At 43.3% G+C, this 26,344-nt stretch carries 29 protein-coding genes; 14 read left to right on the forward strand and 15 right to left on the reverse strand.

What is annotated here, in order from left to right; all coding sequences use genetic code 11:
• Positions 1-88: 88 nt before the first annotated feature.
• The 10 genes from H9625_RS13820 to H9625_RS13865 form a co-directional block, all read right to left on the reverse strand.
• Complete coding sequence (locus H9625_RS13820) at positions 89-682, reverse strand: uracil-DNA glycosylase family protein (protein ID WP_191764907.1); 594 nt, start codon at positions 680-682, stop codon at positions 89-91.
• Between the two features lie 57 nt (positions 683-739).
• A complete protein-coding gene (locus H9625_RS13825; protein ID WP_191764909.1) occupies positions 740-1,138 on the reverse strand; it encodes an SRPBCC family protein in 399 nt (132 codons plus the stop codon).
• A gap of 58 nt (positions 1,139-1,196) precedes the next feature.
• Positions 1,197-1,880 carry a zinc ribbon domain-containing protein gene (locus H9625_RS13830; RefSeq protein ID WP_191764911.1) on the reverse strand — a complete coding sequence of 228 codons (684 nt, stop codon included), beginning with the start codon at positions 1,878-1,880 and terminating at the stop codon, positions 1,197-1,199.
• Between the two features lie 99 nt (positions 1,881-1,979).
• Positions 1,980-3,383: a mobilization protein gene (locus H9625_RS13835; protein WP_191764913.1), complete on the reverse strand. Its 1,404-nt coding sequence runs from the start codon at positions 3,381-3,383 to the stop codon at positions 1,980-1,982.
• Positions 3,384-3,608: 225 nt separating this feature from the next.
• On the reverse strand, positions 3,609-4,559 hold the full coding sequence (locus H9625_RS13840) for a toprim domain-containing protein (RefSeq protein ID WP_191764914.1): 951 nt from the start codon (positions 4,557-4,559) through the stop codon (positions 3,609-3,611).
• A 231-nt stretch (positions 4,560-4,790) separates the two neighbouring features.
• Positions 4,791-5,981, reverse strand: a complete 1,191-nt coding sequence (locus H9625_RS13845; RefSeq protein WP_118408204.1) for a primase-helicase family protein — start codon at positions 5,979-5,981, stop codon at positions 4,791-4,793.
• A 4-nt stretch (positions 5,982-5,985) separates the two neighbouring features.
• Positions 5,986-6,300 (reverse strand): helix-turn-helix domain-containing protein, encoded by a 315-nt coding sequence (locus H9625_RS13850; RefSeq protein WP_005797547.1) that lies wholly within the window; start codon positions 6,298-6,300, stop codon positions 5,986-5,988.
• A gap of 169 nt (positions 6,301-6,469) precedes the next feature.
• Entirely contained in the window at positions 6,470-7,420 is a 951-nt protein-coding gene (locus H9625_RS13855; RefSeq protein WP_191764916.1) for a DUF6043 family protein, read from the reverse strand.
• A gap of 6 nt (positions 7,421-7,426) precedes the next feature.
• Complete coding sequence (locus H9625_RS13860) at positions 7,427-8,761, reverse strand: site-specific integrase (RefSeq protein WP_191764918.1); 1,335 nt, start codon at positions 8,759-8,761, stop codon at positions 7,427-7,429.
• A 416-nt stretch (positions 8,762-9,177) separates the two neighbouring features.
• The gene (locus tag H9625_RS13865) at positions 9,178-9,759 is read right to left on the reverse strand and encodes a TetR/AcrR family transcriptional regulator (RefSeq protein WP_191764920.1); all 582 of its coding nucleotides are present in this window, start codon (positions 9,757-9,759) and stop codon (positions 9,178-9,180) included.
• Between the two features lie 318 nt (positions 9,760-10,077).
• On the opposite strand from H9625_RS13865, the gene H9625_RS13870 reads away from it, so the two are divergent.
• The 7 genes from H9625_RS13870 (at position 10,078) to H9625_RS13900 (ending at position 15,765) form a co-directional block, all read left to right on the forward strand.
• Positions 10,078-10,749, forward strand: a complete 672-nt coding sequence (locus H9625_RS13870) for a DUF4840 domain-containing protein (RefSeq protein ID WP_191764922.1) — start codon at positions 10,078-10,080, stop codon at positions 10,747-10,749.
• Between the two features lie 267 nt (positions 10,750-11,016).
• Positions 11,017-11,970: an acyltransferase family protein gene (locus H9625_RS13875; protein ID WP_191764924.1), complete on the forward strand. Its 954-nt coding sequence runs from the start codon at positions 11,017-11,019 to the stop codon at positions 11,968-11,970.
• A 92-nt stretch (positions 11,971-12,062) separates the two neighbouring features.
• Positions 12,063-12,548, forward strand: a complete 486-nt coding sequence (locus H9625_RS13880; RefSeq protein ID WP_022039090.1) for a ferritin — start codon at positions 12,063-12,065, stop codon at positions 12,546-12,548.
• Positions 12,549-12,653: 105 nt separating this feature from the next.
• On the forward strand, positions 12,654-13,340 hold the full coding sequence (locus H9625_RS13885; RefSeq protein ID WP_164470535.1) for an O-methyltransferase: 687 nt from the start codon (positions 12,654-12,656) through the stop codon (positions 13,338-13,340).
• A gap of 20 nt (positions 13,341-13,360) precedes the next feature.
• Positions 13,361-13,933: a cob(I)yrinic acid a,c-diamide adenosyltransferase gene (locus tag H9625_RS13890; protein WP_022039088.1), complete on the forward strand. Its 573-nt coding sequence runs from the start codon at positions 13,361-13,363 to the stop codon at positions 13,931-13,933.
• Between the two features lie 63 nt (positions 13,934-13,996).
• Entirely contained in the window at positions 13,997-14,218 is a 222-nt protein-coding gene (locus tag H9625_RS13895) for a DUF2795 domain-containing protein (RefSeq protein WP_013618052.1), read from the forward strand.
• A gap of 347 nt (positions 14,219-14,565) precedes the next feature.
• Positions 14,566-15,765: a THUMP-like domain-containing protein gene (locus tag H9625_RS13900; RefSeq protein WP_191764926.1), complete on the forward strand. Its 1,200-nt coding sequence runs from the start codon at positions 14,566-14,568 to the stop codon at positions 15,763-15,765.
• A 175-nt stretch (positions 15,766-15,940) separates the two neighbouring features.
• Here H9625_RS13900 and H9625_RS13905 read toward each other — a convergent pair whose 3' ends face one another.
• From H9625_RS13905 to H9625_RS13915, 3 genes are read right to left on the reverse strand one after another with little or no spacing between them, the layout of a single operon-like run.
• Positions 15,941-16,366 (reverse strand): SufE family protein, encoded by a 426-nt coding sequence (locus H9625_RS13905; protein WP_022039126.1) that lies wholly within the window; start codon positions 16,364-16,366, stop codon positions 15,941-15,943.
• A 13-nt stretch (positions 16,367-16,379) separates the two neighbouring features.
• Complete coding sequence (locus tag H9625_RS13910; protein WP_225226441.1) at positions 16,380-17,381, reverse strand: M20 family metallopeptidase; 1,002 nt, start codon at positions 17,379-17,381, stop codon at positions 16,380-16,382.
• Positions 17,382-17,424: 43 nt separating this feature from the next.
• Positions 17,425-18,492, reverse strand: a complete 1,068-nt coding sequence (locus H9625_RS13915) for a M20 family metallo-hydrolase (RefSeq protein ID WP_022039124.1) — start codon at positions 18,490-18,492, stop codon at positions 17,425-17,427.
• Between the two features lie 92 nt (positions 18,493-18,584).
• Here H9625_RS13915 and H9625_RS13920 point away from each other — a divergent pair, with 92 nt between their 5' ends.
• The 5 genes from H9625_RS13920 to H9625_RS13935 all read left to right on the forward strand — a co-directional run bounded on the left by H9625_RS13920 (position 18,585) and on the right by H9625_RS13935 (position 22,971).
• Positions 18,585-20,390, forward strand: a complete 1,806-nt coding sequence (locus H9625_RS13920; RefSeq protein ID WP_191764928.1) for an AMP-dependent synthetase/ligase — start codon at positions 18,585-18,587, stop codon at positions 20,388-20,390.
• A gap of 74 nt (positions 20,391-20,464) precedes the next feature.
• Positions 20,465-21,580, forward strand: coding sequence for a peptide chain release factor 2 (gene prfB / locus H9625_RS13925; protein ID WP_022039122.1), 1,116 nt, complete (start codon positions 20,465-20,467; stop codon positions 21,578-21,580).
• Positions 21,581-21,667: 87 nt separating this feature from the next.
• The gene (locus tag H9625_RS17920; RefSeq protein WP_022039121.1) at positions 21,668-21,802 is read left to right on the forward strand and encodes a hypothetical protein; all 135 of its coding nucleotides are present in this window, start codon (positions 21,668-21,670) and stop codon (positions 21,800-21,802) included.
• Between the two features lie 12 nt (positions 21,803-21,814).
• A complete protein-coding gene (locus H9625_RS13930; protein ID WP_022039120.1) occupies positions 21,815-22,354 on the forward strand; it encodes a CYTH domain-containing protein in 540 nt (179 codons plus the stop codon).
• Positions 22,355-22,467: 113 nt separating this feature from the next.
• Positions 22,468-22,971, forward strand: a complete 504-nt coding sequence (locus H9625_RS13935) for an RNA polymerase sigma factor (protein ID WP_087207948.1) — start codon at positions 22,468-22,470, stop codon at positions 22,969-22,971.
• 4 nt (positions 22,972-22,975) lie between these two features.
• Here the strand turns inward: H9625_RS13935 and H9625_RS13940 are convergent, their stop codons facing one another.
• Positions 22,976-23,449 (reverse strand): DUF456 domain-containing protein, encoded by a 474-nt coding sequence (locus H9625_RS13940; RefSeq protein WP_191764932.1) that lies wholly within the window; start codon positions 23,447-23,449, stop codon positions 22,976-22,978.
• 27 nt (positions 23,450-23,476) lie between these two features.
• The gene (locus H9625_RS13945) at positions 23,477-23,866 is read right to left on the reverse strand and encodes a VanZ family protein (RefSeq protein ID WP_225226442.1); all 390 of its coding nucleotides are present in this window, start codon (positions 23,864-23,866) and stop codon (positions 23,477-23,479) included.
• Positions 23,867-23,957: 91 nt separating this feature from the next.
• Here H9625_RS13945 and H9625_RS13950 point away from each other — a divergent pair, with 91 nt between their 5' ends.
• Both H9625_RS13950 and H9625_RS13955 read left to right on the forward strand, forming a co-directional pair.
• Positions 23,958-25,322, forward strand: coding sequence for a sodium-dependent transporter (locus H9625_RS13950; protein WP_022039116.1), 1,365 nt, complete (start codon positions 23,958-23,960; stop codon positions 25,320-25,322).
• Between the two features lie 12 nt (positions 25,323-25,334).
• Positions 25,335-26,255, forward strand: coding sequence for a helix-hairpin-helix domain-containing protein (locus tag H9625_RS13955; RefSeq protein WP_191764930.1), 921 nt, complete (start codon positions 25,335-25,337; stop codon positions 26,253-26,255).
• Positions 26,256-26,344: the final 89 nt, after the last annotated feature.

Consider the following 26,344-nt stretch of genomic DNA (forward strand, 5'->3'; position numbering starts at 1 on the left):
CATGTATGGCACTGCATAATCTCAGAATTAAAATCAACCCTTGGAACTATCATAACTAATTTACATAAACTCTATTACACAAAAGCATTTAATTGATTATATTCAACATTGTTGTGATATCTTTTGTTATCATATTAACTTTTGATTTTTCAATTAAAAGATTTCCTCCAGTCATAATGTAAGATGGTATTATTCTCATTTCCTTATAATAAATTTTAGAATTTCGTAATTTATAGGTGGAAACCGAAGGTATTATATTCTTTCCTTGTTGTTTTTTTGCAATCATATTAAATACTTTCTTTGAAACATCCCCCATAAGCATAATGACTTTTATATTAGGAAATAAAGATAATTCCGTTTCAAGATAAGGCAAACTATTTTCTATGTATCTTTTCTCTATTGAGTATTCTGTTTTTGGAGTTTTAACTGCATTGGTGATATAGATTCCTGCTTGTAAAATATCATCTATAGAAAAGAATTCACTTCCTGCTTTTTGAAAAAGGGAAATAGCTGTTTTCACATAATCAGCATTGGAACTTCCATAAAAATCATGAAAAGGATTAGCTGGTACAACCTCATTTATCATAATTGCCTTAATCGTAAACGGATCAATTTCAATATCATTTAGATATATGTTATTTGTAGTACCATATTTAGTTTCAAGTTCCTTTTTTACATTCATATTCTACTTTTTTAAAATGTTGGTTGTTACTTTTGATATAACGGGAAAGTGTAATTATCATTTCCGTTCACATTTTAGTCTCAAATCTGATACGTATTGTTTTTGTCGTTTTTTCAGATACCATTTTGCAAATGGGTATAACCACCATTTCTTTAGACGCACAGATTCAGTAAACAGTATTTCAGTGCCTCCTCCTGTTTGGGTAAAATATCCGGTCCATTCTCCTGATAAGTTTTCATTATCCATGAGAAAAGAATATTTCATTAACGGCTCAACAACTGTAATAGTAAAACTGGTTTCATATCCATCCTTACTCGTTTCCTTAAAATGCCTTTCATCGAGAATTTCAATAGATATAATATCGCTTCGCCATGAAAAATCATGAAGTGAAGTTACTGAACCCCATACAGAAGTCAAATCTGCTTGTAGCAATGATTTGATTGCCGATTTTATCATAGATTATCCACAATTTGTCCCACTGTTTTCAGTTTCTATAAAATATCTTTCTTGAATTTCAGCATATTCTTTCGTGTGCAAATTCTCCGTTAATCCAAAATGTAGCTTCTGTGCCTGTAAAATGCAGAAGTACATAATTGGGGTCAGTAGCACCACTGGGAAAATGGTGGATGAACCATTCTTGCCACATTCCTTTACGTATAGCATCATTGGTAATAATTTCAACTATGCCACGCATTGACACTCCATCACCATAATGGTCATAACAAAGTCCTGCTTTGTTATTTTTACGGAAGTCATTTACTTTTACGGATGTGCTACTTGTTGCCATCCATATTTCATTAAAACCACGTGTCTGTATTTTAGACATTTGTACAGGACGCGGATAACCTTCTTCATCTATGGAAACCACTGTTACATTTTCGCATTGGGATAGCAAATTGGTGGCTTTTTCGGCTAATGTTCTTTTATCTTTTTCTCTCCACCGTTTCAGTTGAGGAAAATATTGTAACATTTGTTCTTTAGCCTGAACAGGAGTAAGATTCCACCCTGTTTCTTTGTTTATCTGATCGGTAAACTGTAGGCAGAACTCTATCATTTGGCTCATAGAGAAGTCTTGTGTAAATCTACCCTCCTTGTAACAATATATACAGAAGTCTTTATTCTGACTTCCATCGGCATTTGTACCTTTGTTTACATCCGAAAGAGGCATACCGCAACTTTGACAAAATTGTTTATCCATATAATTCAGTATTATAAGTGATGCCATAAAGATACGAAAAAGGAGCAACCAAAATACAATTTGATTACTCCTTTCTTCTAAATTTGAGTGGTTTAACAATTATAATTTGAATCCCCTACTTTTCTTTTCTTCTTGTTGCGGCAGTCTTGTTCCATATCTGAGCCTGTGCCATTGCTCCCCGAACCAGTCGGCAATCGGCTTCCTGTTTATTGTCAGGTTCAGTCTGCTTTCATCGTCAGGGTCATTCTCCACCCTTAAAACATCATCCTTGATATCAAAGTTCCGTCTGTGTTGCTCGGAATAGATTTTACCGCTACATTTCAGGGCCTCTTTCTTGACCAAAAGACTTTCGGTCATTTCTTTAGAGAATCCAAGCATGGCACAGAACTTTTCCATGCGTAGCATTTCCCTGAACATCGGGAACCACCTGAAAGCCTTGTCTATGATTCTGGCGAGCCGTGACAGTTCCTTTTCTTTCATGTCAAGTTCCTGCCTGTGCATTTCCTTGAGATTGTGGATTTGCGTATCATGCTGTTTCTGCATCTGCTGTATTTGGCTCTGCAATTTTTCAATATTGGTGTCCCGTTTTGAAACCTCGTCTTGCAGTTTTTCGTTGGCACGTTCCAGTTCTTTCAGTTTTCCGCTTCCGAAAAGAGAAGCAACTCCGCTTGTTATGGCTGTCGCTGCTGTGGTGGCTGTCTTCTTTAGTTTGTCAGTGCGTATTTCTGATTTTACCTGTTTCAGTTCCTGCTCTGCAAGATTTATCTGTTCTTCTTTGTGCCGTTTGGCTGCATCCATGCGTTGCAGCTCGGCTTTCTGTTTCTCTATGATAAAATCGTTCCGTTCCAGATGCTCCTTACCCGTGACAGCCTTTGACTGTCCACGTTCCATCAGCAGAATGTCGGATGCCAAGGTCTGCATCTGCATCATGTCATCGTCATTGAGCTTTCGGCTCTTTCCGGTTTCGTGGTTCATCCAGTCGAAAACGATATGGGCATGATAGTTCGGCTTGAACCATCTGTCCCCGACCTTGAAACTTTCCTTGTCTTCCGCTTCCGGCTGACCGTTCAGCCAATGCCCTTCATCCTTGTGCAGGAAGATTTGCAGCGGTGTGATTCCCCAGCGTCTTTGACATTCCTCACCGAATTTACGCACGTCTGCCAGTGTGGTGTCCGACCTGACAAGCAGCACTCCTTCACGTATGGGGGAGCATCCCGCAATCTTGACTGTCTTGCCGTTCTTGCCTTTGCGTTCCCGTTCCTTTTCCTGCATGGCACGTCCGGTCTTTTCCTTTACCATCTGTCTGATATTGTCATAATGCGTCCGCAAATCCGGACTGCCGAAGTCGGGATTTATCCACTGTTCGTTATCGGTGGAGAGTTCAGGAACGACATAGATTCTGGACTCTCCGATGTGGCGCATGTATTCGGCAGTCCTTTTATTGTGAGCCTCGCTCGATGCGATGTTGCAGGGCTTGATATGTATGCTTGATTTTGTTGCCATAGATACTTGTTTTTTTGGGTTTGTACTTTATTGTTTGCTTTTCTGCTGTCCGTAAACGCATGGGGTTCTTAGGGGTGTAACCCATAAGCGGAGATTGCAAAGAGAGGGTCACTCTTTGCTCTGGGTTCTCAGGGGAGAAACGCCCTGAGTGGGTTATTAGGGTAAAACCCTAATCCCCTCGGGAGAGCCCACAACTACGTAAGCGAAGCGTGTAGTTATAGTGGGCTATAACCGAAAGCCTCCCGGTTTATTGGGCGGTGTCTTCACTTTGATGGATTGAGCCTGTTTCTTTGTCTCTGCCCGTTTTTGCAGGTATTCGTTCAAATCCTTGCATCCGCTGTAAATGTGTGAAGCGTCACGTATATGTCTGGTATTGTCATACTCCTTTCTGATTTGCTGCAGGGCTTCCATTCCTGCACGGTCATTGTCAAGGAAACAGTGGATGCGTTCATAGCTGCCCAGCGGATAGAGTGCCTTGGAAACATTGGCAACAGAGTTCAGAACCATGTAGTCCTGTCTGTCGAAATCGGGGGATTGCGGACAGCTTTCAAGCCTTAGTGTCAGAAAGGAAAGGTAGTCCATGAACCCCTCAAAAACGTAACATGCTTTTCTCGGCTCTCCCGATTGTCTGATATGTGATATTTCCTTCGGTGCGATGCAGCCCTTGAAATATCGGTTGCGGATTTCATATCCACCCGATATGTTCGGAAAGGCAATGGCGAAATACCGTTTGCCGTTGTTAGTGAAGTGTGCCTCACGGCATTCTCTTTTCGCCAGTGCCGTATTTATCCCTCTTTCCTGCAGGTAAGAGAGCAGGGCAGGAGAAGACAGCTGCATGATGTCAAGTTGCTGGAAACTCGGCTCGGTGGCAGACTGCCTGTGAAAAGAGAAAGACACGGGACGGACATGCGGTGTCTGTTCCTCTATGCGTTTCAGGATATACGGAACACTCTCCGTTGCATAAAGATGTGCCGCCAGTGCGATGATGTTGCCGCCCTTTCCCAGACCGAAGTCGAACCATTGTTCACGCTCTGTGTTTACCTTGAACGATGGCTCGTTCTCTTCCCTGAACGGAGATTTGTACCAGAGGTTTACCCCCTGCTGCTTTACTGGGGAATACCCCAGACTGTGCAGATAGTCTGCGATTCTTATCTTTTTTGCTTCTTCTGTTATCATTTTCGTACGGTTTTGTGATGAATGAAAAAACGATGATTTGATGAATTTTACTTGTAATAAGCTGTTATACAGAAAGGTAACGCTTCATCATTTTCTCATCAGACTGCTTGCCAAAAAAGAAATGATGATTTCTCTTTTCATCAGCATTATATTCCGATGAATGAATGATGAGCTTGTATTATATTGTAATACAATGTGTTATATACCATATTCATCATTTCATCAAAATAATCATATAGCGGTCAGCTGTTCCTTGGTTATCGTGTAGAACCTTCCTATTTTCCTTTTCGTCTCGTAGTGGCAGTCTCGGGTGGGGGCGATTTCATAGGCTGTGTAGGAAAGCGAGTTCGGTGCGGAAGTCAGCTTCCATACTTCCTGAACCACTTTCCGCACCTGATGTTTCTCTGCCTTTACCTGCGAATATATGAGCAGTGTCATGAGGTCATTCAGGCAGAATGATACGCTTTCCACATTCATGTTTGACATGATGTCAAGGAACAGTTCAGCCATTTCTATCTCCAGACGGTTTCGGTTGCTCCGGATGATTTTCTGCAGGGCTGCCGTATGTGTCAGCTTCGGATTGAACCACATACGGCTTTCCTTTTCCGTTGAAAGCTCCCTTTGCGTCAGGAAGAACAGGAAGGCAGGAATTTCCTCTTTCAGCTTTTGCAGGAAATTCGTGTCATCGTTCTGCAGCGGATTTATCTTCCTTACCCAGTATCGTGTTTCTCCTGCGTCAATGATAACAGGCAGATACTCGTTGTTTGAACACAATACGAACTTGGCGAAGAAGGCTATTTCCGTGCGGTCTTTCCCTTTGGCTTCCACCTTGTAATTGAAAGTGGTGCTCAGGTTTTTCAACCGCTCGCTGTCTTCCCTGCGGTTGAGCAGCACCTCGTCCACGACAATGAGCAGCTTTCCGGCCCAGTCGGAATTGAACTGGCTCCGGAAATCCTCGTTGGTGTTGAATGTCACGTTATCCCCGAATACGGCTTTCAGGAAATTAAGGAACGTACTCTTGCCCGTGTTCCTCTCTTCCGATACCAGCAGGAGTATGGGAAGTTTCTGCAACGGCTGCAGGAACAGCAGTTGCAGATAGTCCAGTCCCAGATTGTACTGTTCACCGAAAATGTGTAGCACCAGAGAACGTATGTTCGGGAAATCCCCTATCTGCGGAGTATGCTCTATCGGTTCGTACAGATTCAGGAAACCGTCAATCTCCTTCCGGTAGTTCAGATGGTCGGGAACGGTACAGAATCCGTCATACTTCGGGACGGTCGCAAGATAGTTCTTCCCGTAGTCCTGCCTGAGTGTGCTGTTGTTCCATATCACACGTCTTTTCTCATACCCTCCGCTGGCGCAGGGCTGGTTTACGACCTTGTACAGTGTCGTTCCCACACGCATGTATTCTTCCTCTTTCATAGGCTCAGATTGAAGGATTGCGTTCACCCAGGATTTTCTGTATGTCCGACTGTCGGTATCTGACCTTGTTCCCCACCTTTACGGGTTTCAGATAGTTCTTCTTTGCCCAGTGCCAAAGGGTGGTGTCGCACACGTCGCACATTTTCTTCACTTCCTCCTTTGTGAGGTACTTTTCCTTTCTCGCTTCCGCAATGGCGGTGGAGAGTTCATGCTTGGCACGGCTTATCAGCTGGTTTGAAAACATGAGCAGGTCTTCGCCTGTCACTTCCAGTTTGATGTTACCGTTTCCGCTTTGGATAATTGCCATCAGGTCTGTCATAGGCTTGTTGAAACTGCCGGTTGTAAGACTTCCCGTTTCGGCAGTATTATAAACGAAAAGCCACTACCCCGATTAGGATAGTGGCACAAATATATAATGAAAAATAATCGTAAATCAATGGATTTCAATGCATTAAATTCGTAAAATTCAAAAACGAATTAAACGAGTTTCAAGTGGATAGATAAGCCTTCAATTCCTCTATGGCAACATGGTCTTCCCCGATGTCCTTTATCAGTTTTTTGCTGCCTCCGAAAGGTGTGGTAAGGTTCCTGTACGCTTTCTGTATTCCCCTTTCGTGTACGATGCTGAGGTCTGTGTATTGCTGTTGCAGTGCGTTCCGGAAAGTCTTTATGGGACAGGGGCGCATGAAACGGTATTCTACCAGTGCGATGTACAGACGTGCGATGTCCGTTTCGGTCGTATGCGTTTTCAGCCTTGTTCCGATTCTTTCCAGAATGACATCCCTGTTCTCTATCAGCAGCTCCGGCAGGGTACGTGTGTCGGCTTTTCGTCCGGCGCTCTTGGGCTGTCCCTGCTGCAGGCTGTCCGTATCTTCAGTTTCGGTTTCTTCAATGTCTTCTTCATCTTCGATAGACCATTCCACGAGGTTGTTTTCCTCAATAGCTTTCTGCTGCTTCCTGAAAGCCACCCAGTCCTCTTTGGTTCTCATGCCGCTGCTGATGCTCTTCTTGATGATGAACCTGACCATGTAGGAAACGAGCCATTTGTATAGTCTGGTAATACCTTTTCTTTTGGCCAGTTCCTCTCCCTGTTCCACCATGCACTCATAGCTCCGTCCGTAGTACAGCCATGCGAGCATGGCAGGTATGATGCTTCGCCTTTTTGAATGGTGGAACTCGTTTACAATCTTTTGAGCAAGGTCTGAATCCAGAAGCACGTTCTCCAGTTCTTCGAAATCGGAGATTTTGTCGTCTCCGATCCGTCTGCGTGTGGCTTCCTTGTATCTCGGTACCAAGGTTGTGGCAACCTTGAAAACCTTGACAAATCCCTTGAACTCCTTGTCGTTCATTTCTTCCACGAAAGTTGCATATTCATCGGGGTGGCTGTCAAGCCACTCCCTTATCAGTCTTTTGAAATTGTCGTATTCTTGTTGTCCCATATAGGTTTAGTCTAAAAGTTTAACGAGGTCTTTCTTCATCTCTTCGTCAATATCCCTGTACCGTCTGAAAGCCTTGCTGCCTTCCTTGTGTCCCGACAGTGCCGAAACAAGATTCGGGTCTTTCACCTTCTTATAAATATTGCCGATGAAAGTGCGTCTTGCAAGGTGGCTGCTTGCCACTTCATAAAGCGGTTTTTTGACTTCATCACGTGTCAACGGGTCTAATATAGTGACAATCCTGTCCACTCCTGAAAGTTTGAATATCTTTTTTATTGCCTCATTATATTTCTGCTCGGAAATGAACGGCAGCAGTTTTCCTTCATGGTCTTTATACCGTTCAAGAATTTCCTTTGCCTTGTCGTTTAACGGTACACGTACCGTAACCGGATTTCCTTCCTTTGTCTTTTTCTGTATGTATTCGACTGCACCGTTCACAATGTTAAGTTTGGTCATTCTGTACAGGTCGCTTACTCTGCATCCTATAAGTGTCTGGAAAATGAAGATGTCCCTCTGTATCTCCAACTGTGGAGTGGCTGAAAGGTCTGCATTGAAAATCCTGTCCCTTTCTTCAAGGTTGATATAAATAGGAGTTCCGTATTTGCATTCCTCTATCGGAAACTTGTCAAACGGTCTGTTGGCGGTCAGCTTGTTGTCGAAGCACCACAGGAAGAATGTGCGTATTCTTGAAAAGCAGTCTATCAGAGTATTTTTTCCACGTGGTTGTGGAGTTCTCTTTTCTGGGATGGTTTCATAAATGCTTGGGTACAGTTCATAATACTGGTATTCGTTCTCGAAGAAGTCCCACATGTCCCGAAGAGTTTCAGGTGTGACGGTATCAACATCAAGGATAAAGTCCTTTTGCCCTTTTTTAGTTGCACGTACATAAAGCTCATATCTTGCCAAAGTACGCTGTATTACACGGAAATTCTTTTTCCTGACTTCGGAAAGTTTGTGCTTTACAAGGAATTCAGAGAACAGTTCAAGCAGCATCGGTTTGTTTTCCGCTTCGATTTCCTCCTTCGTCTTGTATCTGTTGGGGTGGTGATATTTATCAATTAAGGTGCTCAACCATTCACTGTCTGATTCCGGTGTATAGTTCTGGTTTATCAGATTGAGGATATTTTGCACTTCATTGTTCAGAGCCTGCTTCTTTTCTTCGCTCACAAGTGCAACCCTGTCTTTGTAACCTTGCTTTTCGCTGCTCCAGTGATTTGGGTTTATAGTCAGCTCGCTGGCTGCCTTTATGTCCTTTTTCCCGTCCCTTAGTCTGAAATAGATTGTTGCTACGCTGTTGGTATCATTTTTGCTTGCAGTCTTTCGGATAAATGCTGTTGCTTTCATAGGCTGAATGATTTTGTTATGGCGCAAATATAGCATTTGTTCCCAAATTGTTCCCATTCATCCCGAATTTGTTTCAATCCAATTAAATTGAATTAACTTTTTAGTATTGCATAAAGCGCTAATAATCAGTTTAGTTTAGTTTAAACTTCATCGTTTTGCTATTCAAACGGATTGTTCCTGATTTAGTTATTTCAAATGCGGGTCTGGGTACCTCAAATCCCTGATAGTCGAAAGATTATCAGGGATTTTTCTTTTTTTCGGGCGTACTAAAACTCTATTTTGTAAACCAAAAGGACTCTGTAGAAATTTACAAATTAAGAAATGGATGATGAGAAAAAGCGTAGGTGTATATCATCGTCTGCAATGCTAAGAGCCACATGCCTGACATTTCAAACATAGAATTTCTCAATTCTTTATCAGGAAACAATACTCTTGGATTGATTGAGCTTGTTTCCGGCTTGCGGAACTATTACTCCTTTTAGCATAAGGGAAGCTGCATAGTGAAGCATTTCCGGAGCACATTCCGCGAGTCGTGCATTGTATAGCAATTCCGTAAATGAACGGAGAAAAATATCCGTATCCAAGCTTGCCTGGATGCGGTGGGTTGACTGGCATGCTGCAATACTTTTTTTCAGTTCGTTCCACCATATTTGGTTAATAGCAAGGTATATCCCTTGATAATGCCGATAGATATCCAACCAGAAAATGCATTCCCCTTTATACAGGTTCTCTATGTATGCCTTGCATGTTTCCCAAAGGCATGCCAACGGATCGGGATTATTGTATGCTATGAGCTGAAACCGGTTTTGCATACGGCCTGAATAGGCTTCCAGACAAGTATTTATCAAATTGTCTTTGGTTGCAAATACTTGATATATGGTACGTTTGGACACGTTTGTGTGCCGGGCTATGATGTCCATACGTACAGCGCGGATACCATATTGTTTGACCGATTGTGAAGTAAAGGCTATAATTCTTTTACGCGTATGCTCATCCATAATTGTATATCAATGGTAACTCTTGTTTTCAGGATAAAGCAATCGGACGGGAAATACTGCGCATGGATATGTTAATAAACCTGAATCCAATTATTGTTTGTTATGAAACATATTGCTTCTAGGGTTGGGATGGAAACTCAATTTGCAAAATGAGTTTTCTTTGTGAAAAGGGGAGTCTAATGATTTGACTTCCAGTAATGAAACATTGTTTAACAATTGAACCGTGCAAGATTTAAGGCGCTTTTGCATTTACTGCGCGAAACGATTGCAAGGAAGTCGTAGATAAACTGTATTAATTAATTTTTAAACCGTAGAAAAATGAAAAAAGTAATTAAACCTGTACGAGTTTTTGTTTCAATGTTATTAATGGGATGTGCTATAAGCTTCTCGGCTTGCAGCGATGATGAAAACACTCCACAGGTACCCGATGAAGTGACAACAGATGCCATGTTCGGCGATTATACGGGTAAAGTGGTAATGAGCAGTGTCAATCCGCTGGAAGGAGAAGATACCGGAGAAGGTGAAGAGACTCCTGCCGGAACCGATGTTTCTGCCAGTGTGGCCGATGATACCATCAGTTTTACCAATTTCCCCATTAAAGACATTGTACTTTCGGTTGTCGGAGATGAAGCATTGGCAGACCAAATTGTAGAAGCAGTAGGTGATGTCAATTATAAAATCGGGTACGAACCGACACTGACTGCCAATAAGGATAGTGTGGTATTTGTCATGCATCCCGAATCTTTGAAATTATCCGTGACCCTTCCTTCATCTACCGAAGAAGAAGCTCAGCCTTTGCTGGTAGAAGTAAAAGTTGAGGCTGGCAATACTGCTGCTTATGCTGTAGAATCCGGCAATATGAAGTTCGATTTTCATGCTGCAGAAATTTTGTTGGGCGAAGGCGAAGGTCAGACATCACTTCCCGGTTTTAAAGGGATGAGTTTTGATTTTGACATGAATCAGAGCAAGCTGGCTCATCATGGCTTTTAACGATAGCTTTTCTTCTGTTGATTGACCTGTCTTTTGTTTTGCCACACTGTTTTCTTAATAGATTTTCATCAGAAAACAGTGTGGCATTTCTTTTTATGAATGCCGCCTTTACATACGATACCATCGATTGGTGGAGATACTTGCATGTTCTTGCGCACTTATGTGCGTAGACCTATGCATATAGGTGCGTTTTAGTGGGTACTTTTTTTACATCGTATGATTTATTTCCGTATTTTTGGTCTTTCAAATAAAAAAGTCTCAAATATCATGAACGGAAAACGTATCGGAGAAATCGATTACCTGAAGTGTGTCTGCATCTTGCTGATGATAGCCTTCCACCTGGTGTTCTTCAGTGAAAAATATCCGTTGGCGAAGCAATGGGTATACACGTTTCACATGCCGGTATTCTTGATTTTGTCGGGGTACCTGATGCAAATTGAGAAACGGCCAAGTGAATTCCTAAGGGCGATGGCATGGATATTTGTCCCTTACATGGTGATGGAAACGGGATATGTGGCGATGTCGGAGGTGCTTCCTGTCCGTGATAAGGTGGATTGCCTGAGTGTAGGACTGATGCTGGAGAAATTATTCCTTCATCCGATGGGACCCTATTGGTATCTGCATACCTACCTGTTGTGCGGGCTAATATATTATGGTGTATTTCATTGGGCAGAGAAGATGAGGCTTGTGTCTCGTCTGGTCGTATTAGGTACGGGATATGCCGTTCTGGCAGATGCCTGTCAACTTGTGTCATTACCCAATGCCTTGTATTTCCTGGCTGGAGTTGCTTTGCGCCGTTCGGGCATGACATTTACATCTTTTTTCTGTCCTTCTGTATGGGCATTGATCCCTTTGGTGTGGCTGAGTGCCGATATGGCGAATCTGAATCGTTTCACTTTGGGGGGTGTTGCCATTGTGTACCTTGTGGCGAGTGTACTCTTGAGCCTCTATACGGTTATACCTGCTGGTATCAGGCGTGTTTCCGACTATGTAGGGAGGCATACGCTGGTATTGTTGGTCTTCTCTCCTGTGTTTACTATGCTTTCGAAAGGATTGGTACCATTGTTTATGTTCGACGAAACCGGTTTTTGTTTTCTTTTCGTGGCGATGATATTAACGGTGACAGGCTCATTTGGTATAGCTTGGTGTATTGATCGTGTGGGAGTTTCTCCCTATTTTTGGGGGAAGAAGCAGATGCTCCAGCCTTTTCATCCGAAATGACAATTTGGCACGATGTGGGTTCTGGCATTTCTTTTGTAGAAACTCATAATGTATTTATCTCTTGCATTTAATAATTTAAAAATAATACGACTATGATTTCAGAAAAATTACAAAACGCGATGAACGAACAGATCACAGCAGAAATGTGGTCTTCTAACCTGTATCTTTCTATGTCTTTCTATTTGCAGAAAGAAGGTTTCGATGGCTTTGCCAACTGGATGCGTAAACAATCGCAAGAAGAGTTGCAACATGCATACGATTTGGCAGACTATATCGCAAAACGCGGCGGTGCTGCTAAAGTAGACAAAATCGATGTCGTTCCGCAAGGCTGGGGTAGCGTATTGGAAGTATTCGAACATGTGTACAACCACGAATGTCACGTATCTGAGTTGATTGACAATCTGGTAAATGTAGCTTCGGCAGAAAAAGACAAAGCTTCTCAGGATTTCTTGTGGGGCTATGTCCGCGAACAAGTGGAAGAAGAAGCTACCGCACAGGGTATTGTCGACAAATTGAAAAAATGTAACGACTATGCCGGTGTTCTTTATCTGAATGACAAACTGGGCGCACGCGAATAAGTCCGTGTTGACAAATGAACGGCACAGGGGCATGGAGACACAGAGGTAATGGACTTTCGGTGCCTTTATGCCCCTTGTCTTTATAATGCGTGATACGTTATGAAGATGTCCGACCTATGCTTGCGGATATGGAATTGGTGTTGCCGGTTCCGGCACCGGTGCGGGTATGGTGTACATTCACCTTCCGATTTTTTTCTGATTACATCGGTCATTTATGAAAAGATGCCTTATTATGCTTTTCAGCTTTTGCACTATAGCCGGGAGGATGAGAAAGACCAACTGTTCCATTATCGTGAAAAAACCGACCGGTTGCTGTTCCGGTTGGTCAATTATCTGCAGCCGGCATCAATGCTGGAAATAGGGACAGGGTGCGGACTGGATACTCGCTATATGGCAGAGGCAAAGCATGTCCCTCTCTTTACGATTGATGAGGAAAGACAAGACAAGGCAAGAATAAAACATGTCCTTTCTGCGTATCCGTTAGTGGATTACCGGACAGGAAATGTACTCCGCTTGCTTGACGAGGCATTGACAGGCAGACCGTTTGCTGACCTGATACACATCGGGCATACACCTTATTATAAAGAAGCATTTGAGCGGTTGCTGCCTATGGTTACCGACCGTACGTGCATCATTGTAGGCGCACCGTATGCTACTCGTGAGAAAAAACGATGGTGGAAGCAGACGATTGCAGATACCCGTACGGGAGTCACATTCGATTTGTATGACATCGGTTTGGTTTTCTTTGATAAGAAACGGGTGAAAGAGCATCGTATCGTCAATTTTCTTTAACTTAATACAACAGAGATGCTATGAAGAAAAGTATGGTCTATACGCGTACAGGCGATGATGGAACGACTTCGTTGATAGGAGGTGTGCGAGTTCCGAAAACGCATATTCGACTTGAAGCATACGGCACTGTTGATGAGCTCAATGCGCAGATAGGGTGTCTGGTCTCGCAGATGGAAGAAGGTACAGACAAATCTTTGTTGCAATTCGTGCAACATAAACTTTTCGTTTTGGGAGCTTATTTGGCGACAGAGACTTCGAAGACTGATTTGTCGCCTGTATCTCAGATTACGGATGAAAACATTACCCGGCTGGAAGAAGCCATTGATACCTTAGATGCTTCTCTGCCTCCGCTTCGTGGGTTTATCTTGCCTGGCGGTTCGTATGCAGCTTCTACCTGTCATGTATGCCGTACGGTATGTCGTCGTGCAGAACGTTGTATTTGGGCACTGGAAGAAGCAGAAACAGGTTTTGAGATAGCCAGAAATGTGAAACAGTTTGTCAATCGTTTATCGGATTATTTGTTTGTTCTATCACGAAAGTTAAATCAATTAACACACCATGATGAAATTTATTGGGATAAGAGTTGCAAATGACATAAATTGTTATACTTTTGTGCCCCGATAATGTGAATGTAAAACTTTATAAACTGAAATACTATGTATTGGACATTGGAATTGGCCTCAAAATTGGAAGATGCACCATGGCCTGCTACAAAAGATGAGCTGATTGATTACGCAATGCGTTCGGGTGCTCCTATGGAAGTGATTGAAAATTTACAGGAAATGGAAGATGAAGGCGAAATCTACGAAAGTATCGAAGACATTTGGCCCGATTATCCTAGCAAAGAAGATTTCTTCTTCAACGAGGACGAGTATTGATGAGTTTGATATGAATATCAGCAGTTTACTTGTACAAGTGTAGTAAAAACATGTACTTATACTTTGAACGGTATGCAATTGTACATTTTCATGGAATACATACTTCCGGTGTCATTCCTGTTGACAGTGTCACGCTGACAAGTAAGCTTGGGTCTTTTCGCAATATGGCTGCATCGCTTGTAAGATTATTAATCTTACAGCGTGAAGATTAATAATCTTACAAGCAAGGCAGCTATGTGGCATTCATTTTTTAACGGGTGTGCCGAAATGCACACCCTTATTTTTTGCCTTTGTTGAATATAGGTAAACAAAGAAAAATATATCTTTGTAGCAGATAGTTTGTACATATGAAAAGATTATCCTCCGAAACACTTGCTTTTATTCATGCACATTGGGGAGATGATGTGCGTGCTTTGGCGCTTCAAGCGAAGAAATATCCCGAGGTGGATATGCTTGAAGCTGCTGTCCAGATTGCTGGCCGACAGGTTGCCGAAAGGAAAATTCCTTCTTGGGCAAAGGTGGAATCAGTGCGTTATCCTTCCCATTTATCGATGGAACAATGCTCTTCTGAACTAACGGCACGCTATAAAGCATCGCTTATAAATGGAGAAACATTTGCCGACCTGACGGGAGGGTTAGGCGTAGATTGTTCGTTTATTTCTCAAAGATTCCGGAAGGTGGATTATGTAGAACGTCAGAATTCATTGTGTGAGTTAGCTGTTCATAACTTTGCAGCATTAGGACTGCGACATATTCATGTTCATTGTGCGGATGGTGTATCTTATTTGTCGCAAATGACACCTGTAGACTGTCTGTTTCTGGATCCTGCCCGAAGAGACAGTTATGGAAGCAAGACTGTAGCAATATCTGATTGTGAACCCGATATAGGGATACTCGAACCGGTATTGGTGGAAAAAGGGCGGAAGGTAATGATTAAGTTATCACCTATGCTGGATATAGCTAAAGCTCTTCAGGTGTTGAAACACATAACGCAAATTCACATTGTGGCTGTTCATAACGAGTGTAAAGAGTTAATAATTCTGTTAGAAAAGTCTGTTGAAAAATCGGATTGTATTGGTTCTGAGGTGTGTATATATTGTAAACAGATTGTTGATAACTTGTTGATACCACCTTTTGTATTTACGCTTTCCGAAGAGAGAAATGCGATGTGTGAGTATGCTGACAAGGTGGAAACTTATCTGTATGAACCAGGAGTGACTTTGCTGAAAGCAGGTGCTTACCGATTGTTGGCTTTGCGTTACGGTGTGAAAAAACTGCATCCCAACAGCCATCTGTATACCTCCGACCATCAAGTGGATTTCCCAGGCCGTCAGTTTCAAGTAGAAGCCGTTTCTGGGTTCGGGAAAAAAGAGTTGAAAACCTTGTTGGGGGGAGTAGAGAAAGCAAATCTGACAGTGCGCAATTTCCCCGCTTCGGTAACAGAGTTGCGGAAGAAACTAAAATTGAAAGAGGGTGGCGAAATATATCTGTTTGCCACTACATTAAAGGATGAGGAACGGGTATTAATAAAGTGTTCAAAAATATGACCGCCCGTATGAACAGGCATAAGCAACTGTTTTGAATTTCCTACAAAAAGTTTTTCTTGGCTTGATGTGTTCGTTTCGTGTGTGCACGATAAATTCAAAACAGATCCTAAATATCTGTGTTCATTTGCGCAAACAAATTGTATTTACATACGGACAGTCGTATTTTTATTTTCTTTCAACTTCGTTTTGCCTTGAAAGCCAAAGCATACATGCGCATTTGCTTTACCATGGCAAGCAGCCCGTTACTGCGGGTTGGCGAAAGGTGTTCTTTCAGTCCAATCCGGTCAATGAAATAAAGGTCAGCATCCAGAATTTCATCCGGTGTATGCCCCGAAACCACCTTTATCAGCAAGGCGATAATGCCTTTCACTATCAAAGCATCGCTTTCTGCCTGAAATATGATTTTCCCGTCTATAAAGTCTGCCTGTAACCACACGCGGCTTTGGCAACCATCTATCAGGTTTTGTTCGGTTTTATATTGTTCGTCAAGGGGGGGCTGTTCGCTGCCCAGATCGATAAGCAACTGATATTTGTCCATCCAGTCATCGAAGTTGCTGAACTCGTCGATAACCTCGTCTTGTAGTTCGTTGATTGTTTTCATATCGAGTTATTTTTTATTTTTCATTATAAATTACATTCATTACGGTTTCTCCCACAGCCTGCAAGGTTGCCTTATCAATGCAGTCCATGTTGTCTGCCACTGTGTGCCAGGTAGGGTGGAAGCCTGTTTCGCTGTGTGGGTCATAACCGATGATATCCACACACGGGATCTGGCGGAGCCGGTTCACGTATATGTGGTCGTCTGTCACGTTGCCGCCGTTTTCTTTGATGAAGAACTGTTTATGCCCCAGTCGGTGTGCTGTATCCCAAATTTTCTTCATTGGTGAATTTGCCGTTTGACTGGAATATTGTTCGTAATAGAAAGTTGCTCCTTTGCCTCCCACCATATCCAGAAGGATGCCGAAACGTGCCTTGTAATCAGGTACATGTGGTACACGTCCCCAATATTGAGAACCCAGGCACCATGTGTCTTGCTTGTAATCGCCCTCATAAAATTCAGGGATACCATAGTCTTCCGCATCAAAGAACACGATGTCGATGCCGATAGCTGGAGCCTGTTGTTGTAAGTGACGGGCGATTTCCAGCAGTACACCTACACCACTGGCACCATCGTTGGCACCATCGATGGGAGTATGGTAATGTGCTTCCTGACCGGCATCGGCATAAGGACGGCTGTCCCAGTGGGCGCACAGCAGGACGCGCTTCTTGGTGTCAAGGTTGTACGAACCGATGACATTGTGCATCTTCAGTACTTTTCCATCGTATGAAATGACATCGCCAAACTGGTTATACACCGTAGCTCCGAAGTCGCGCAGTTGTTGTGAAAGGTATCCGCCACACTTGCGGTGGGCTTCAGTATTCGGCACACGTGGACCGAATGCCACTTGTTTCTGAATGTACAGGTAAGCACTGTCGGCATTAAATTCAGGTACTTGCACGTTATTTTCCTGGTTTGTCTCTTTTTCCGAGGTATTTTTATTCTTACTGCTCCCACATGCAGCGAGGCAGACCGACAACAACAGGAAGAAGCCACAAAGGAAGATGTTTGGTTTCATTATATGCATTTTTTATTGAGTTTAATGGAGTATCACTTATCACTTAAATCTTCAATCCGTCTAATATGGCGATATAGGTATGAATGGCTTCTTCTATCTCACTGACCATTACATACTCGTCTGCCGTGTGCGAACGTGACGATTTGCCCGGTCCTATCTTGACGGAAGGAAAGTGCATCAATGCCTGGTCGGAAAGCGTAGGCGAACCGAATGGTATCTTTCCCAGTTCGACGGCACGCTTCACGAACGGATGTTCAGTATCAATGTGCGAAGAGTTGAGACGGAACGAACGTGCTTTTGCTTCGCAATGGATATGAGTGGTGATTTCGTTAAACAATTCTTCGTTCGAATAGCATTCGTTACTCCGGATATCCACTACGAAAGAACATAGGTCGGGAATGACATTGTGCTGTGTACCAGCATTGATTTGAGTGACACTCATTTTTACTGGTCCCAATAATGGAGATACTTTGGAAAAACGGTAATCTCTGAACCATTCGATGTCCTCCAATACCTTATAAATTGCATTTTCACCTTCTTCGCGTGCAGCATGTCCGGCTTTACCATGAGCCGTAACATCGAGTACCATCAGGCCCTTTTCTGCTACAGCAGGTTGCATGTCGGTAGGTTCGCCCACTATCCCCAGTGCAATGGGAGGCAGTTGCGGTAGTACACTTTCAATACCTCCTTTACCCGACACTTCTTCTTCGCATGAGGCAAGGAATATCAGGTTATAGCTTTGAGTGGTGGTAGTCAGGTAACGATATGCCTGAAAGAGTGAAACCACGCTGGCACCGGCATCGTTGCTTCCCAACCCATACAGCTTCCCGTTTTCCAGTTTTGCAGTGAAAGGTTGTTTTCGCCAGCCGTTTACAGGTCTGACTGTATCAATATGTGAGTTTAGCAGGATGGTGGGACGGTTAACGTCGAACATCGGGCTGATACACCAGATATTGTTTCCCGAGCGTCCGGTCATGATGCCGCTTTCCTCGATGTAATTTTGCAGGAAATCGGCAGCCGCTTCTTCTTCCCGACTTATGGAAGGGATTCCGATGAGGGAATTCAGTAGCGTAAGTGCTTCCGAAGTGTAATAATTAGTATCCGATAACATAAGATTCTTTTGTTTTGCCAGCAAAGATACTTCATTTATTCAAATTAAACCCTATCTTTGCAGGTAGCGATTACAAAATAAATAAAATTTAAATGAGTGAATCTTATTTGTCTACACTGATTGAACGGCAGGCCGGGAAATACGGCGTACGTGCAGCTCTGAAATACCGTGACTACAAACAAGGTGTATGGATTCCGGTTTCGTGGAATCAGTTTGCCGGAAAGGTAAAGAAAGTGGCTCGTGCCTTGGTGGCTTTAGGTGTTGAGGTACAGGAAAATGTAGGTGTGTTCTCTCAGAACATGCCTGAATGTCTCTATACCGATTTCGGGGCATTCAAAAGCCGCATAGTTACTATTCCGCTGTATGCCACCAGCTCGGAATCGCAAGTGCATTATATCGTAGAAGATGCCTCCATCCGCTATTTGTTTGTGGGCGAACAATATCAATATGATGTGGCCTATCGGGTGCAGCAGCTTTGCAAGACTCTGAAGCGAATCATCATTTTCAGTCCCGATGTAATGCGGGCAGCAGAAGATACTCATTCTATTTATTATGACGATTTCCTCCAGTTGGGTGAGGCAAACGAACTGCAGGCAGAAGTAGACCGGCGCACGGGGGCTGCAGTGTCGACTGACCTTGCTAACATTCTTTACACTTCAGGTACTACGGGCGAATCGAAGGGAGTGATGTTGCATCATTCATGTTATGAGGCAGCTTTCCAAGCGCATAACAAGGTATTGCTTACCTTGACCGACCAGGATGTGGTGATGAATTTTCTACCTTTTACGCACGTGTTCGAACGTGCGTGGTCGTATTACTGCCTGACAAAGGGTTGCCTGCTCTGCATCAACCTTTATCCGCAAGATATACAGATGACTATTAAGGAAATTCGTCCTACGGCAATGTGCAGTGTGCCACGTTTTTGGGAAAAAGTATATGCAGGTGTCCATGAAAAGATAAACGAAGCTTCGGGGCTAAAGAAAAGCCTGATGCTGGATGCGCTTAAGACAGGACGCGAACACAACATCGATTATCTGATGAACGGTAAGACACCTCCTCCGATGTTACATCTGAAATACAAGTTTTACGAAAAGACGATTTACAGTGTACTGAAAAAGACCATCGGTATCGAACGGGGCAATTTCTTTCCCACTGCCGGAGCAGCGGTGTCAAAGCAAATAGAAGAATTCGTCCATTCAGTAGGCGTCAACATGGTAGTAGGATACGGGTTGACTGAAACTACGGCCACTGTTTCGTTGGGATGGATGGACGACTTCCGCACGGGTTCCGTGGGACGGCTTATTCCCGGACTTGAGCTGAAGTTCGGCGAGGATGGTGAGATCTTGCTTCGAGGCGAGACCGTGACAAAGGGATATTACAAGAAAGAAGCCCTGACTCGCAAGGTAATCAGCGAAGACGGGTGGTTTCATACGGGGGATGCCGGTTATATGAAAGATGGTTTCTTATACCTTACCGATCGGATAAAGGACTTGTTCAAGACATCAAACGGTAAATATATCGCCCCTCAGGCGATAGAAACCAAACTGGTGGTAGACCGGTACATTGATCAGGTGTCTATCATAGCAGACCAACGCAAGTTCGTCTCTGCACTGATTGTGCCCGAATACAAACAGGTGGAAAAGTATGCCCAAGACCATCACATTGCTTATGCCGACCGTGCGGACCTGTTGAAGAAACCCGAAATCATTGCCTTGTTCCAGATGCATATCGATACGTTACAGCAGGAATTTGCCCATTACGAACAAATCAAGAAGTTCACCTTATTGCCCGAACCATTCAGTTTGGAAAAAGGTGAATTGACCAATACCCTGAAAATCAAACGTCCGGTATTGATGAAAAATTATGCGAATGAAATCAACAAAATGTATGAAGAGTGATTTTCTTGTTTCCTAATTTTTACACTAACGTAAAAATGGCTAATTTTGCAAGTTGAATAAGGAGTAGTAAACATATGATAACAACAGACCAACTAAAAGACATAAAAGAACGTACAGAAGCACTGAACCGTTATCTGGATATTGATAACAAGAAAATGCAGGTAGAGGAAGAACAACTTCGCACACAAGTGCCTGGATTTTGGGACGATGCGAAAAAGGCAGAGGCTCAGATGAAGAAAGTAAAGGCTTTGCAGGCATGGATTGACGGATATAATGAAGTAAAAACTTTGGCAGATGAACTGGAACTGGCTTTTGATTTTTATAAAGATGAACTGGTGACAGAAGCCGAAGTAGATGAGGCTTATGCCAAGGCGGTTAAGGCGGTGGAAGAATTGGAACTGAAAAATATGCTCCGTTCTGAAGCAGACCAGATGGACTGTGTACTGAAAATTAACTCGGGTGCCGGAGGTACAGAAAGCCAAGATTGGGCATCCATGTTAATGCGTATGTATATGCGCTGGACAGAAAGTCATGGTTATAAGTTGTCGGTCGCTAACTTGCAGGAAGGTGATGAGGCTGGTATCAAGACGGTTACAATGAATATTGAAGGGGCGTATGCATACGGTTACCTGAAAGGAGAAAACGGAGTACATCGTCTGGTACGTGTTTCGCCTTACAATGCACAAGGCAAGCGAATGACTTCTTTTGCTTCTGTATTTGTCACTCCATTGGTAGATGATTCGATTGAAGTGACTGTAGAACCCGCCCGTTTATCCTGGGATACGTTCCGGAGTGGCGGTGCCGGTGGCCAGAACGTCAACAAGGTAGAATCGGGGGTACGCTTGCGTTACCAATACAAAGATCCGTATACGGGTGAGGAAGAAGAAATCCTGATTGAAAACACCGAAACGCGCGACCAGCCTAAAAACAAGGAGAACGCCATGCGTCAGTTGCGTTCTATCTTGTATGATAAAGAGTTGCAACACCGTATGGAAGAACAGGCAAAGGTAGAAGCTGGAAAGAAGAAGATTGAATGGGGCTCACAGATACGCAGCTATGTATTCGACGACCGTCGTGTGAAAGACCATCGCACCAATTACCAGACTTCGGATGTCAACGGGGTAATGGATGGGAAAATAGACGGTTTTATCAAAGCCTATCTGATGGAATTCTCGGACAGCGAGGCATGAATCAATTAACAAGTCGGCAAGGTTTTCATAAAAACCTGAACCTTGCCGGTTTATTAAAATCATAACCAATCTAAAACATAAAACACTATGGGAACAAAACGTAACAAAAAACCGGTACATGGCAACCGGGAAGAAGAAAAAGCCAATCGCCTTATCAAGTATATGTGTATCGTACTGGTGCTGCTGGCTATTCTGATGATTGTCGCTTTTTCGGTCATGTAAACTTCTTCAGCCATGTCGCAAGAAATAGAACGCAAATTTTTGGTGACTGACGATTCTTACCGCCGCTTGGCTCGTGCAAAAAGCCGTATCGAACAAGGCTATATATGTAGTGCGCGAGGCAAGACGGTAAGAGTCCGCATCCGCGACAATAAAGGTTACCTTACTATCAAAGGACCTTCTAACGCCGCAGGTACCAGCCGATATGAGTGGGAACAAGAAATCCCCTTGGCTGATGCCGAAGAATTGATGAAATTGTGTGAGCCGGGACGCATCGAGAAATACCGTTATCTAGCCGATTATGCCGGACATGTGTTCGAAGTAGACGAGTTTCACGGAGAAAATGAAGGGCTGGTAATTGCTGAAGTAGAACTTTGTTCGGAAACCGAATCGGTGGAACTGCCAGCCTTTATCGGTAAGGAAGTGACTGGTCAGACCCGATATTACAATTCTTTTCTGATGAAGCAGCCTTATACTACTTGGAAAGATGGAGGAGAAAAAACAGATGATACCTCCTGTGAACTGATAGAAAAGGGGGTAAAAACTATCCGTTGATAGATTTTAACCGGTGGAATACCGGATTTTAGGAGGTCCCGGGTTGTTTTTCGGGCTAATATTGCAGTGTCGATAGAGACAGACATATATTAACCCGAATAAACAACAAGTAAATGAGAACAGCTAATTTTGCTCAGAATCTACTGAGCGTACAAACCGAATTACGTCACTTCGCCTATAAGCTTACAGCAGACCGTGAAGATGCCAATGACCTGCTGCAGGAAACCTCGCTAAAGGTATTGGATAATGAAGACAAGTATACCGATGAAACTAATTTCAAGGGATGGGTTTATACCATCATGCGTAATATTTTTATCAATAATTACCGTAAGACACAACGTGACCAGACTTATGTTGACCAGACTGATAATCTGTTTTACCTAAATAAAAACGAAAGTGATGAGCCTGTAACGGTAGATAACGGATACGACTTGAAGGAAATGAACAGTATCGTTAATGCCTTACCTCAAGAATACCGTATTCCGTTCCTGATGTATGTATCGGGATTCAAATACCGAGAGATAGCTGATAAAATGGATTTGCCACTAGGAACAATAAAGAGCCGCATTCATTCTACCCGTCAACGATTGCAGGAAGAACTGAAAGATTTCCGATAACACCTCAGAATGCCGCAATGAATTGCCAGATGAAATATCCACAAAGTACCAGCTTGACTGCGGTGCCGAACAGAAAACCTGCCAAAGACCCTAAGCCCGATTTCAAAGCGTGCTTCAGGTCTTTGTCGCCGAGCAATTCACCGGCAACAGCCCCTACAAAAGGTCCGGCAAGGATGCCCCAAGGAGGAAAAAACAAGCCTATCACTGTTCCCACGATACATCCCCAGTTTCCCCATTTGGTCCCGCCTGCATACTTGCTTCCCAACATAGGTATAATATAGTCGAGCAATTGCACGATAAGCACCAGTACAGCCCATACAATCAATTGGGTAGGAGTGAATTGCATACGGGCAGTAAAATGAAAGCATAGCATGCCGATATATGCCAGTGGTGGACCGGGAAGTATTGGTAACACACAACCTAAAAAGCCTGTTATCAGACAGATGACACCAATGATAATCAGCAATATATCCATAATAAAGTTCTGTTGTTGATTATATATTTGTCAAACCGGTTTATTCATATTTTTCTGAATTATCCGTCGTGTGACATACCAGCTGAACAGACAACCGAACAACACACCGGTACAGTTTGCTGCAAAATCAAGCCAGTCGCCACTGCGGTCGGAGGTGCAAGTCGCTTGTAGAATTTCGACAATGCCGCTCATCAGTATTGGAAAACAGATACCGACCAGTATCAGCTGATGCCAATGGATACGGGAGTGCCGGCGCAGGTATTCGAACCAAATGATAACAGTCAGCCCTCCATACATGCAGAGATGCACCAATTTGTCGAAATTGGTGATTTCATCCATCTCGGTTTTCGGTGGAGTGAAAAAAGACAGGTAGCAGATCGCAATTATAATGAAGATAGATAGCGGATAGTGTTTCATCATATAATTTATTCATATTTTCCGCGAAAATACAAACTTTTTCGTACATTTGCCGAACTTGAACTTTAAAATGTAAACAGAAAGGACAGAATGTATGCAAAATAGTGAGCGTGTCGGTTTCGCAAGCAAGTTGGGTGCCATCTTGGCTGCGGCAGGTTCGGCGGTAGGTTTAGGAAATGTGTGGCGTTTTCCTTACGAGACAGGGAACCATGGAGGTGCTGCCTTCATACTTATTTATTTGGGGTGTGTGTTTCTTTTTGGATTACCCATCATGATCGCTGAATTTACTATCGGACGGCGTGCCAAGGCAAGTACGGGTGAAGCATTCAAGAAACTTGCTCCCGGAACCGCATGGAAGTATGTAGGATATATGGGAGTATTGACTGGATTCCTTATCTTAGGCTATTATTCGGTAGTATCTGGTTGGACGCTGGAATATATATTCCAGTCTGCAACGGGTAATCTGCTTGGCAAGTCCGCAGACGACTTTGTAGCAATGTTCAATGAATTTTCTCAGAATCCTTGGCGTCCGCTGATCTGGCTGGTAGTGTTTGTGGCGTTGACTCATATTATTGTGGTTAAGGGCGTACAGGCTGGTATTGAGCGTGCTTCGAAAATTATGATGCCGATGCTGTTCATTTTGATTGTGCTGCTTGCGGTGTGTGCTGTGATGTTACCGGGTGCAGTAAAGGGATTGGAATTCCTGCTTAAGCCCGATTTCAGTAAAATTACTTCCGATGCAGTTTTAGGAGCTATGGGACAGGCCTTTTTTTCGCTCAGCCTCGGTATGGGATGCCTTTCGACGTATGCTTCTTATTTCAATCGTGACACCCGGCTAGGATATACAGCTATGAGTGTATGTGTCATTGGTACGTGCATTTCCATATTATCGGGATTCATTATCTTTCCGGCTGCTTTTTCAGTAGGAATCCAACCCGATGCTGGTCCTTCACTTATTTTCATTACCCTGCCTAATGTATTTCAACAAGCTTTTGGAGCAGTTCCATTATTTGCTTGTATCAGTGCGATACTGTTTTACATTCTTTTGGCACTGGCAGCACTTACCTCTACCATTTCACTTCATGAAGTTCCCACTGCTTTCCTGCACGAGAAATTCGGATTTACGCGCAGCCGCGCAGCGTGGCTGGTAACAACAGGTAGTTTGATTATCGGTGTGGTTTCATCGCTGGCATTGGGTGATTGGAATGATGTGCGGATAGCTGGTATGAACCTGTTTGATGCACTGGATTTTCTTACGGCAAAAATTATGTTACCTGTAGCAGGCATGTTTGTCGCTATCTTTGTGTCGTGGAAATTGGATCAGAAGAAGGTACGTGAGGAAGTGACTAATTGGGGGACATTGCGTGCTCCTTATTATCCGCTGCTTATCTTCCTGCTGCGCTATCTTACTCCTATCGGCATTTTGTTGGTTTTTGTCAACGAACTGGGTTGGCTATAGGTCTTATTCGTAATGTGGAAACATTTTTTTTACTTCAGCAAAGCCGACCGGCGTGCCATTGTGATGTTGTTGGCGGTACTGATACTTCTTGTGGGCGGCAATTTATGGTTGAAAGAAAAACAAGGTAAAGCATTATTGCCTTCGGCTACAGATAATGAATCTGTAGACTCTTTTCTGGCAAACGTCCGTAAGAAAGAACGCTTGCACCGACGTTCATCGCCTATGCATTCTAGCCCTACGGTAACAGTTTTATTTCCTTTTGACCCTAATACTGCGGATTCGACAACTCTTAGTGATTTGGGACTATCTGATTTCGTCATAAGCAATATCCTAAAATACCGTGCGAAAGGTGGTATATTCCGCACTCCCGAAGCTTTTAGACGAATATATGGCTTGACATCGGAACAATACGAAGCGCTGCATCCTTACGTTCGTATCGGAATACATAATCGGTTGCGCAGACAAGACACGGCTATGAGCCGGTCAGCAACAGTGTTTCGCGATAGTACTACGCTTTATCCGGTAACGGTTAAATATGTTGAAGGTACAGTAATTGATTTGAATATGGCCGATACGGTTATGTTGAAACATATACCAGGTATCGGTAGTGGACTGGCACGGATGATTGTAGCTTACCGCAACCGTCTTGGAGGCTTTCACGCCGTGAGTCAGTTACAGGAAATTCCTTACATTGATACTTTGGTGAACCGTTGGTTCCGGATAACAACTCCTCCTTTCCGGAAGTTAAGAGTTAACCATTCCAGCCTTGACCGTCTGCGCTCGCATCCCTATATGGATTTTTACAAGGCAAAAGCCATCATCGAATATCGCCGTAAACGTGGGAATTTGAAAGATATAGCACAATTATCCCTTTTTGAAGAGTTTAGCGAAGAAGATTTGAAGCGATTGATACCTTATTTGTCGTTTGAGTAACCGAATCTCAGGTTTTAGTTCCTATGTTTGTAATGTGCTAGCAAAATAGCATAAAGCCAAGAGAATTATTAAATTTGTAAATGAAAGAA

This window comes from Phocaeicola intestinalis (genome assembly GCF_014837065.1).
Classification (GTDB): Bacteria; Bacteroidota; Bacteroidia; order Bacteroidales; family Bacteroidaceae; genus Phocaeicola; species Phocaeicola intestinalis.

Coding starts and splice junctions, on each gene's coding strand:
- H9625_RS13820 (WP_191764907.1), bottom strand. CDS start 682: ATGAATGTAAAAAAGGAACTTGAAACTAAATATGGTACTACAAATAAC.
- H9625_RS13825 (WP_191764909.1), bottom strand. CDS start 1,138: ATGATAAAATCGGCAATCAAATCATTGCTACAAGCAGATTTGACTTCT.
- H9625_RS13830 (WP_191764911.1), bottom strand. CDS start 1,880: ATGGATAAACAATTTTGTCAAAGTTGCGGTATGCCTCTTTCGGATGTA.
- H9625_RS13835 (WP_191764913.1), bottom strand. CDS start 3,383: ATGGCAACAAAATCAAGCATACATATCAAGCCCTGCAACATCGCATCG.
- H9625_RS13840 (WP_191764914.1), bottom strand. CDS start 4,559: ATGATAACAGAAGAAGCAAAAAAGATAAGAATCGCAGACTATCTGCAC.
- H9625_RS13845 (WP_118408204.1), bottom strand. CDS start 5,981: ATGAAAGAGGAAGAATACATGCGTGTGGGAACGACACTGTACAAGGTC.
- H9625_RS13850 (WP_005797547.1), bottom strand. CDS start 6,300: ATGACAGACCTGATGGCAATTATCCAAAGCGGAAACGGTAACATCAAA.
- H9625_RS13855 (WP_191764916.1), bottom strand. CDS start 7,420: ATGGGACAACAAGAATACGACAATTTCAAAAGACTGATAAGGGAGTGG.
- H9625_RS13860 (WP_191764918.1), bottom strand. CDS start 8,761: ATGAAAGCAACAGCATTTATCCGAAAGACTGCAAGCAAAAATGATACC.
- H9625_RS13865 (WP_191764920.1), bottom strand. CDS start 9,759: ATGGATGAGCATACGCGTAAAAGAATTATAGCCTTTACTTCACAATCG.
- H9625_RS13870 (WP_191764922.1), top strand. CDS start 10,078: ATGAAAAAAGTAATTAAACCTGTACGAGTTTTTGTTTCAATGTTATTA.
- H9625_RS13875 (WP_191764924.1), top strand. CDS start 11,017: ATGAACGGAAAACGTATCGGAGAAATCGATTACCTGAAGTGTGTCTGC.
- H9625_RS13880 (WP_022039090.1), top strand. CDS start 12,063: ATGATTTCAGAAAAATTACAAAACGCGATGAACGAACAGATCACAGCA.
- H9625_RS13885 (WP_164470535.1), top strand. CDS start 12,654: ATGTCCGACCTATGCTTGCGGATATGGAATTGGTGTTGCCGGTTCCGG.
- H9625_RS13890 (WP_022039088.1), top strand. CDS start 13,361: ATGAAGAAAAGTATGGTCTATACGCGTACAGGCGATGATGGAACGACT.
- H9625_RS13895 (WP_013618052.1), top strand. CDS start 13,997: ATGTATTGGACATTGGAATTGGCCTCAAAATTGGAAGATGCACCATGG.
- H9625_RS13900 (WP_191764926.1), top strand. CDS start 14,566: ATGAAAAGATTATCCTCCGAAACACTTGCTTTTATTCATGCACATTGG.
- H9625_RS13905 (WP_022039126.1), bottom strand. CDS start 16,366: ATGAAAACAATCAACGAACTACAAGACGAGGTTATCGACGAGTTCAGC.
- H9625_RS13910 (WP_225226441.1), bottom strand. CDS start 17,381: ATGAAACCAAACATCTTCCTTTGTGGCTTCTTCCTGTTGTTGTCGGTC.
- H9625_RS13915 (WP_022039124.1), bottom strand. CDS start 18,492: ATGTTATCGGATACTAATTATTACACTTCGGAAGCACTTACGCTACTG.
- H9625_RS13920 (WP_191764928.1), top strand. CDS start 18,585: ATGAGTGAATCTTATTTGTCTACACTGATTGAACGGCAGGCCGGGAAA.
- prfB (WP_022039122.1), top strand. CDS start 20,465: ATGATAACAACAGACCAACTAAAAGACATAAAAGAACGTACAGAAGCA.
- H9625_RS17920 (WP_022039121.1), top strand. CDS start 21,668: ATGGGAACAAAACGTAACAAAAAACCGGTACATGGCAACCGGGAAGAA.
- H9625_RS13930 (WP_022039120.1), top strand. CDS start 21,815: ATGTCGCAAGAAATAGAACGCAAATTTTTGGTGACTGACGATTCTTAC.
- H9625_RS13935 (WP_087207948.1), top strand. CDS start 22,468: ATGAGAACAGCTAATTTTGCTCAGAATCTACTGAGCGTACAAACCGAA.
- H9625_RS13945 (WP_225226442.1), bottom strand. CDS start 23,866: ATGATGAAACACTATCCGCTATCTATCTTCATTATAATTGCGATCTGC.
- H9625_RS13950 (WP_022039116.1), top strand. CDS start 23,958: ATGCAAAATAGTGAGCGTGTCGGTTTCGCAAGCAAGTTGGGTGCCATC.
- H9625_RS13955 (WP_191764930.1), top strand. CDS start 25,335: ATGTGGAAACATTTTTTTTACTTCAGCAAAGCCGACCGGCGTGCCATT.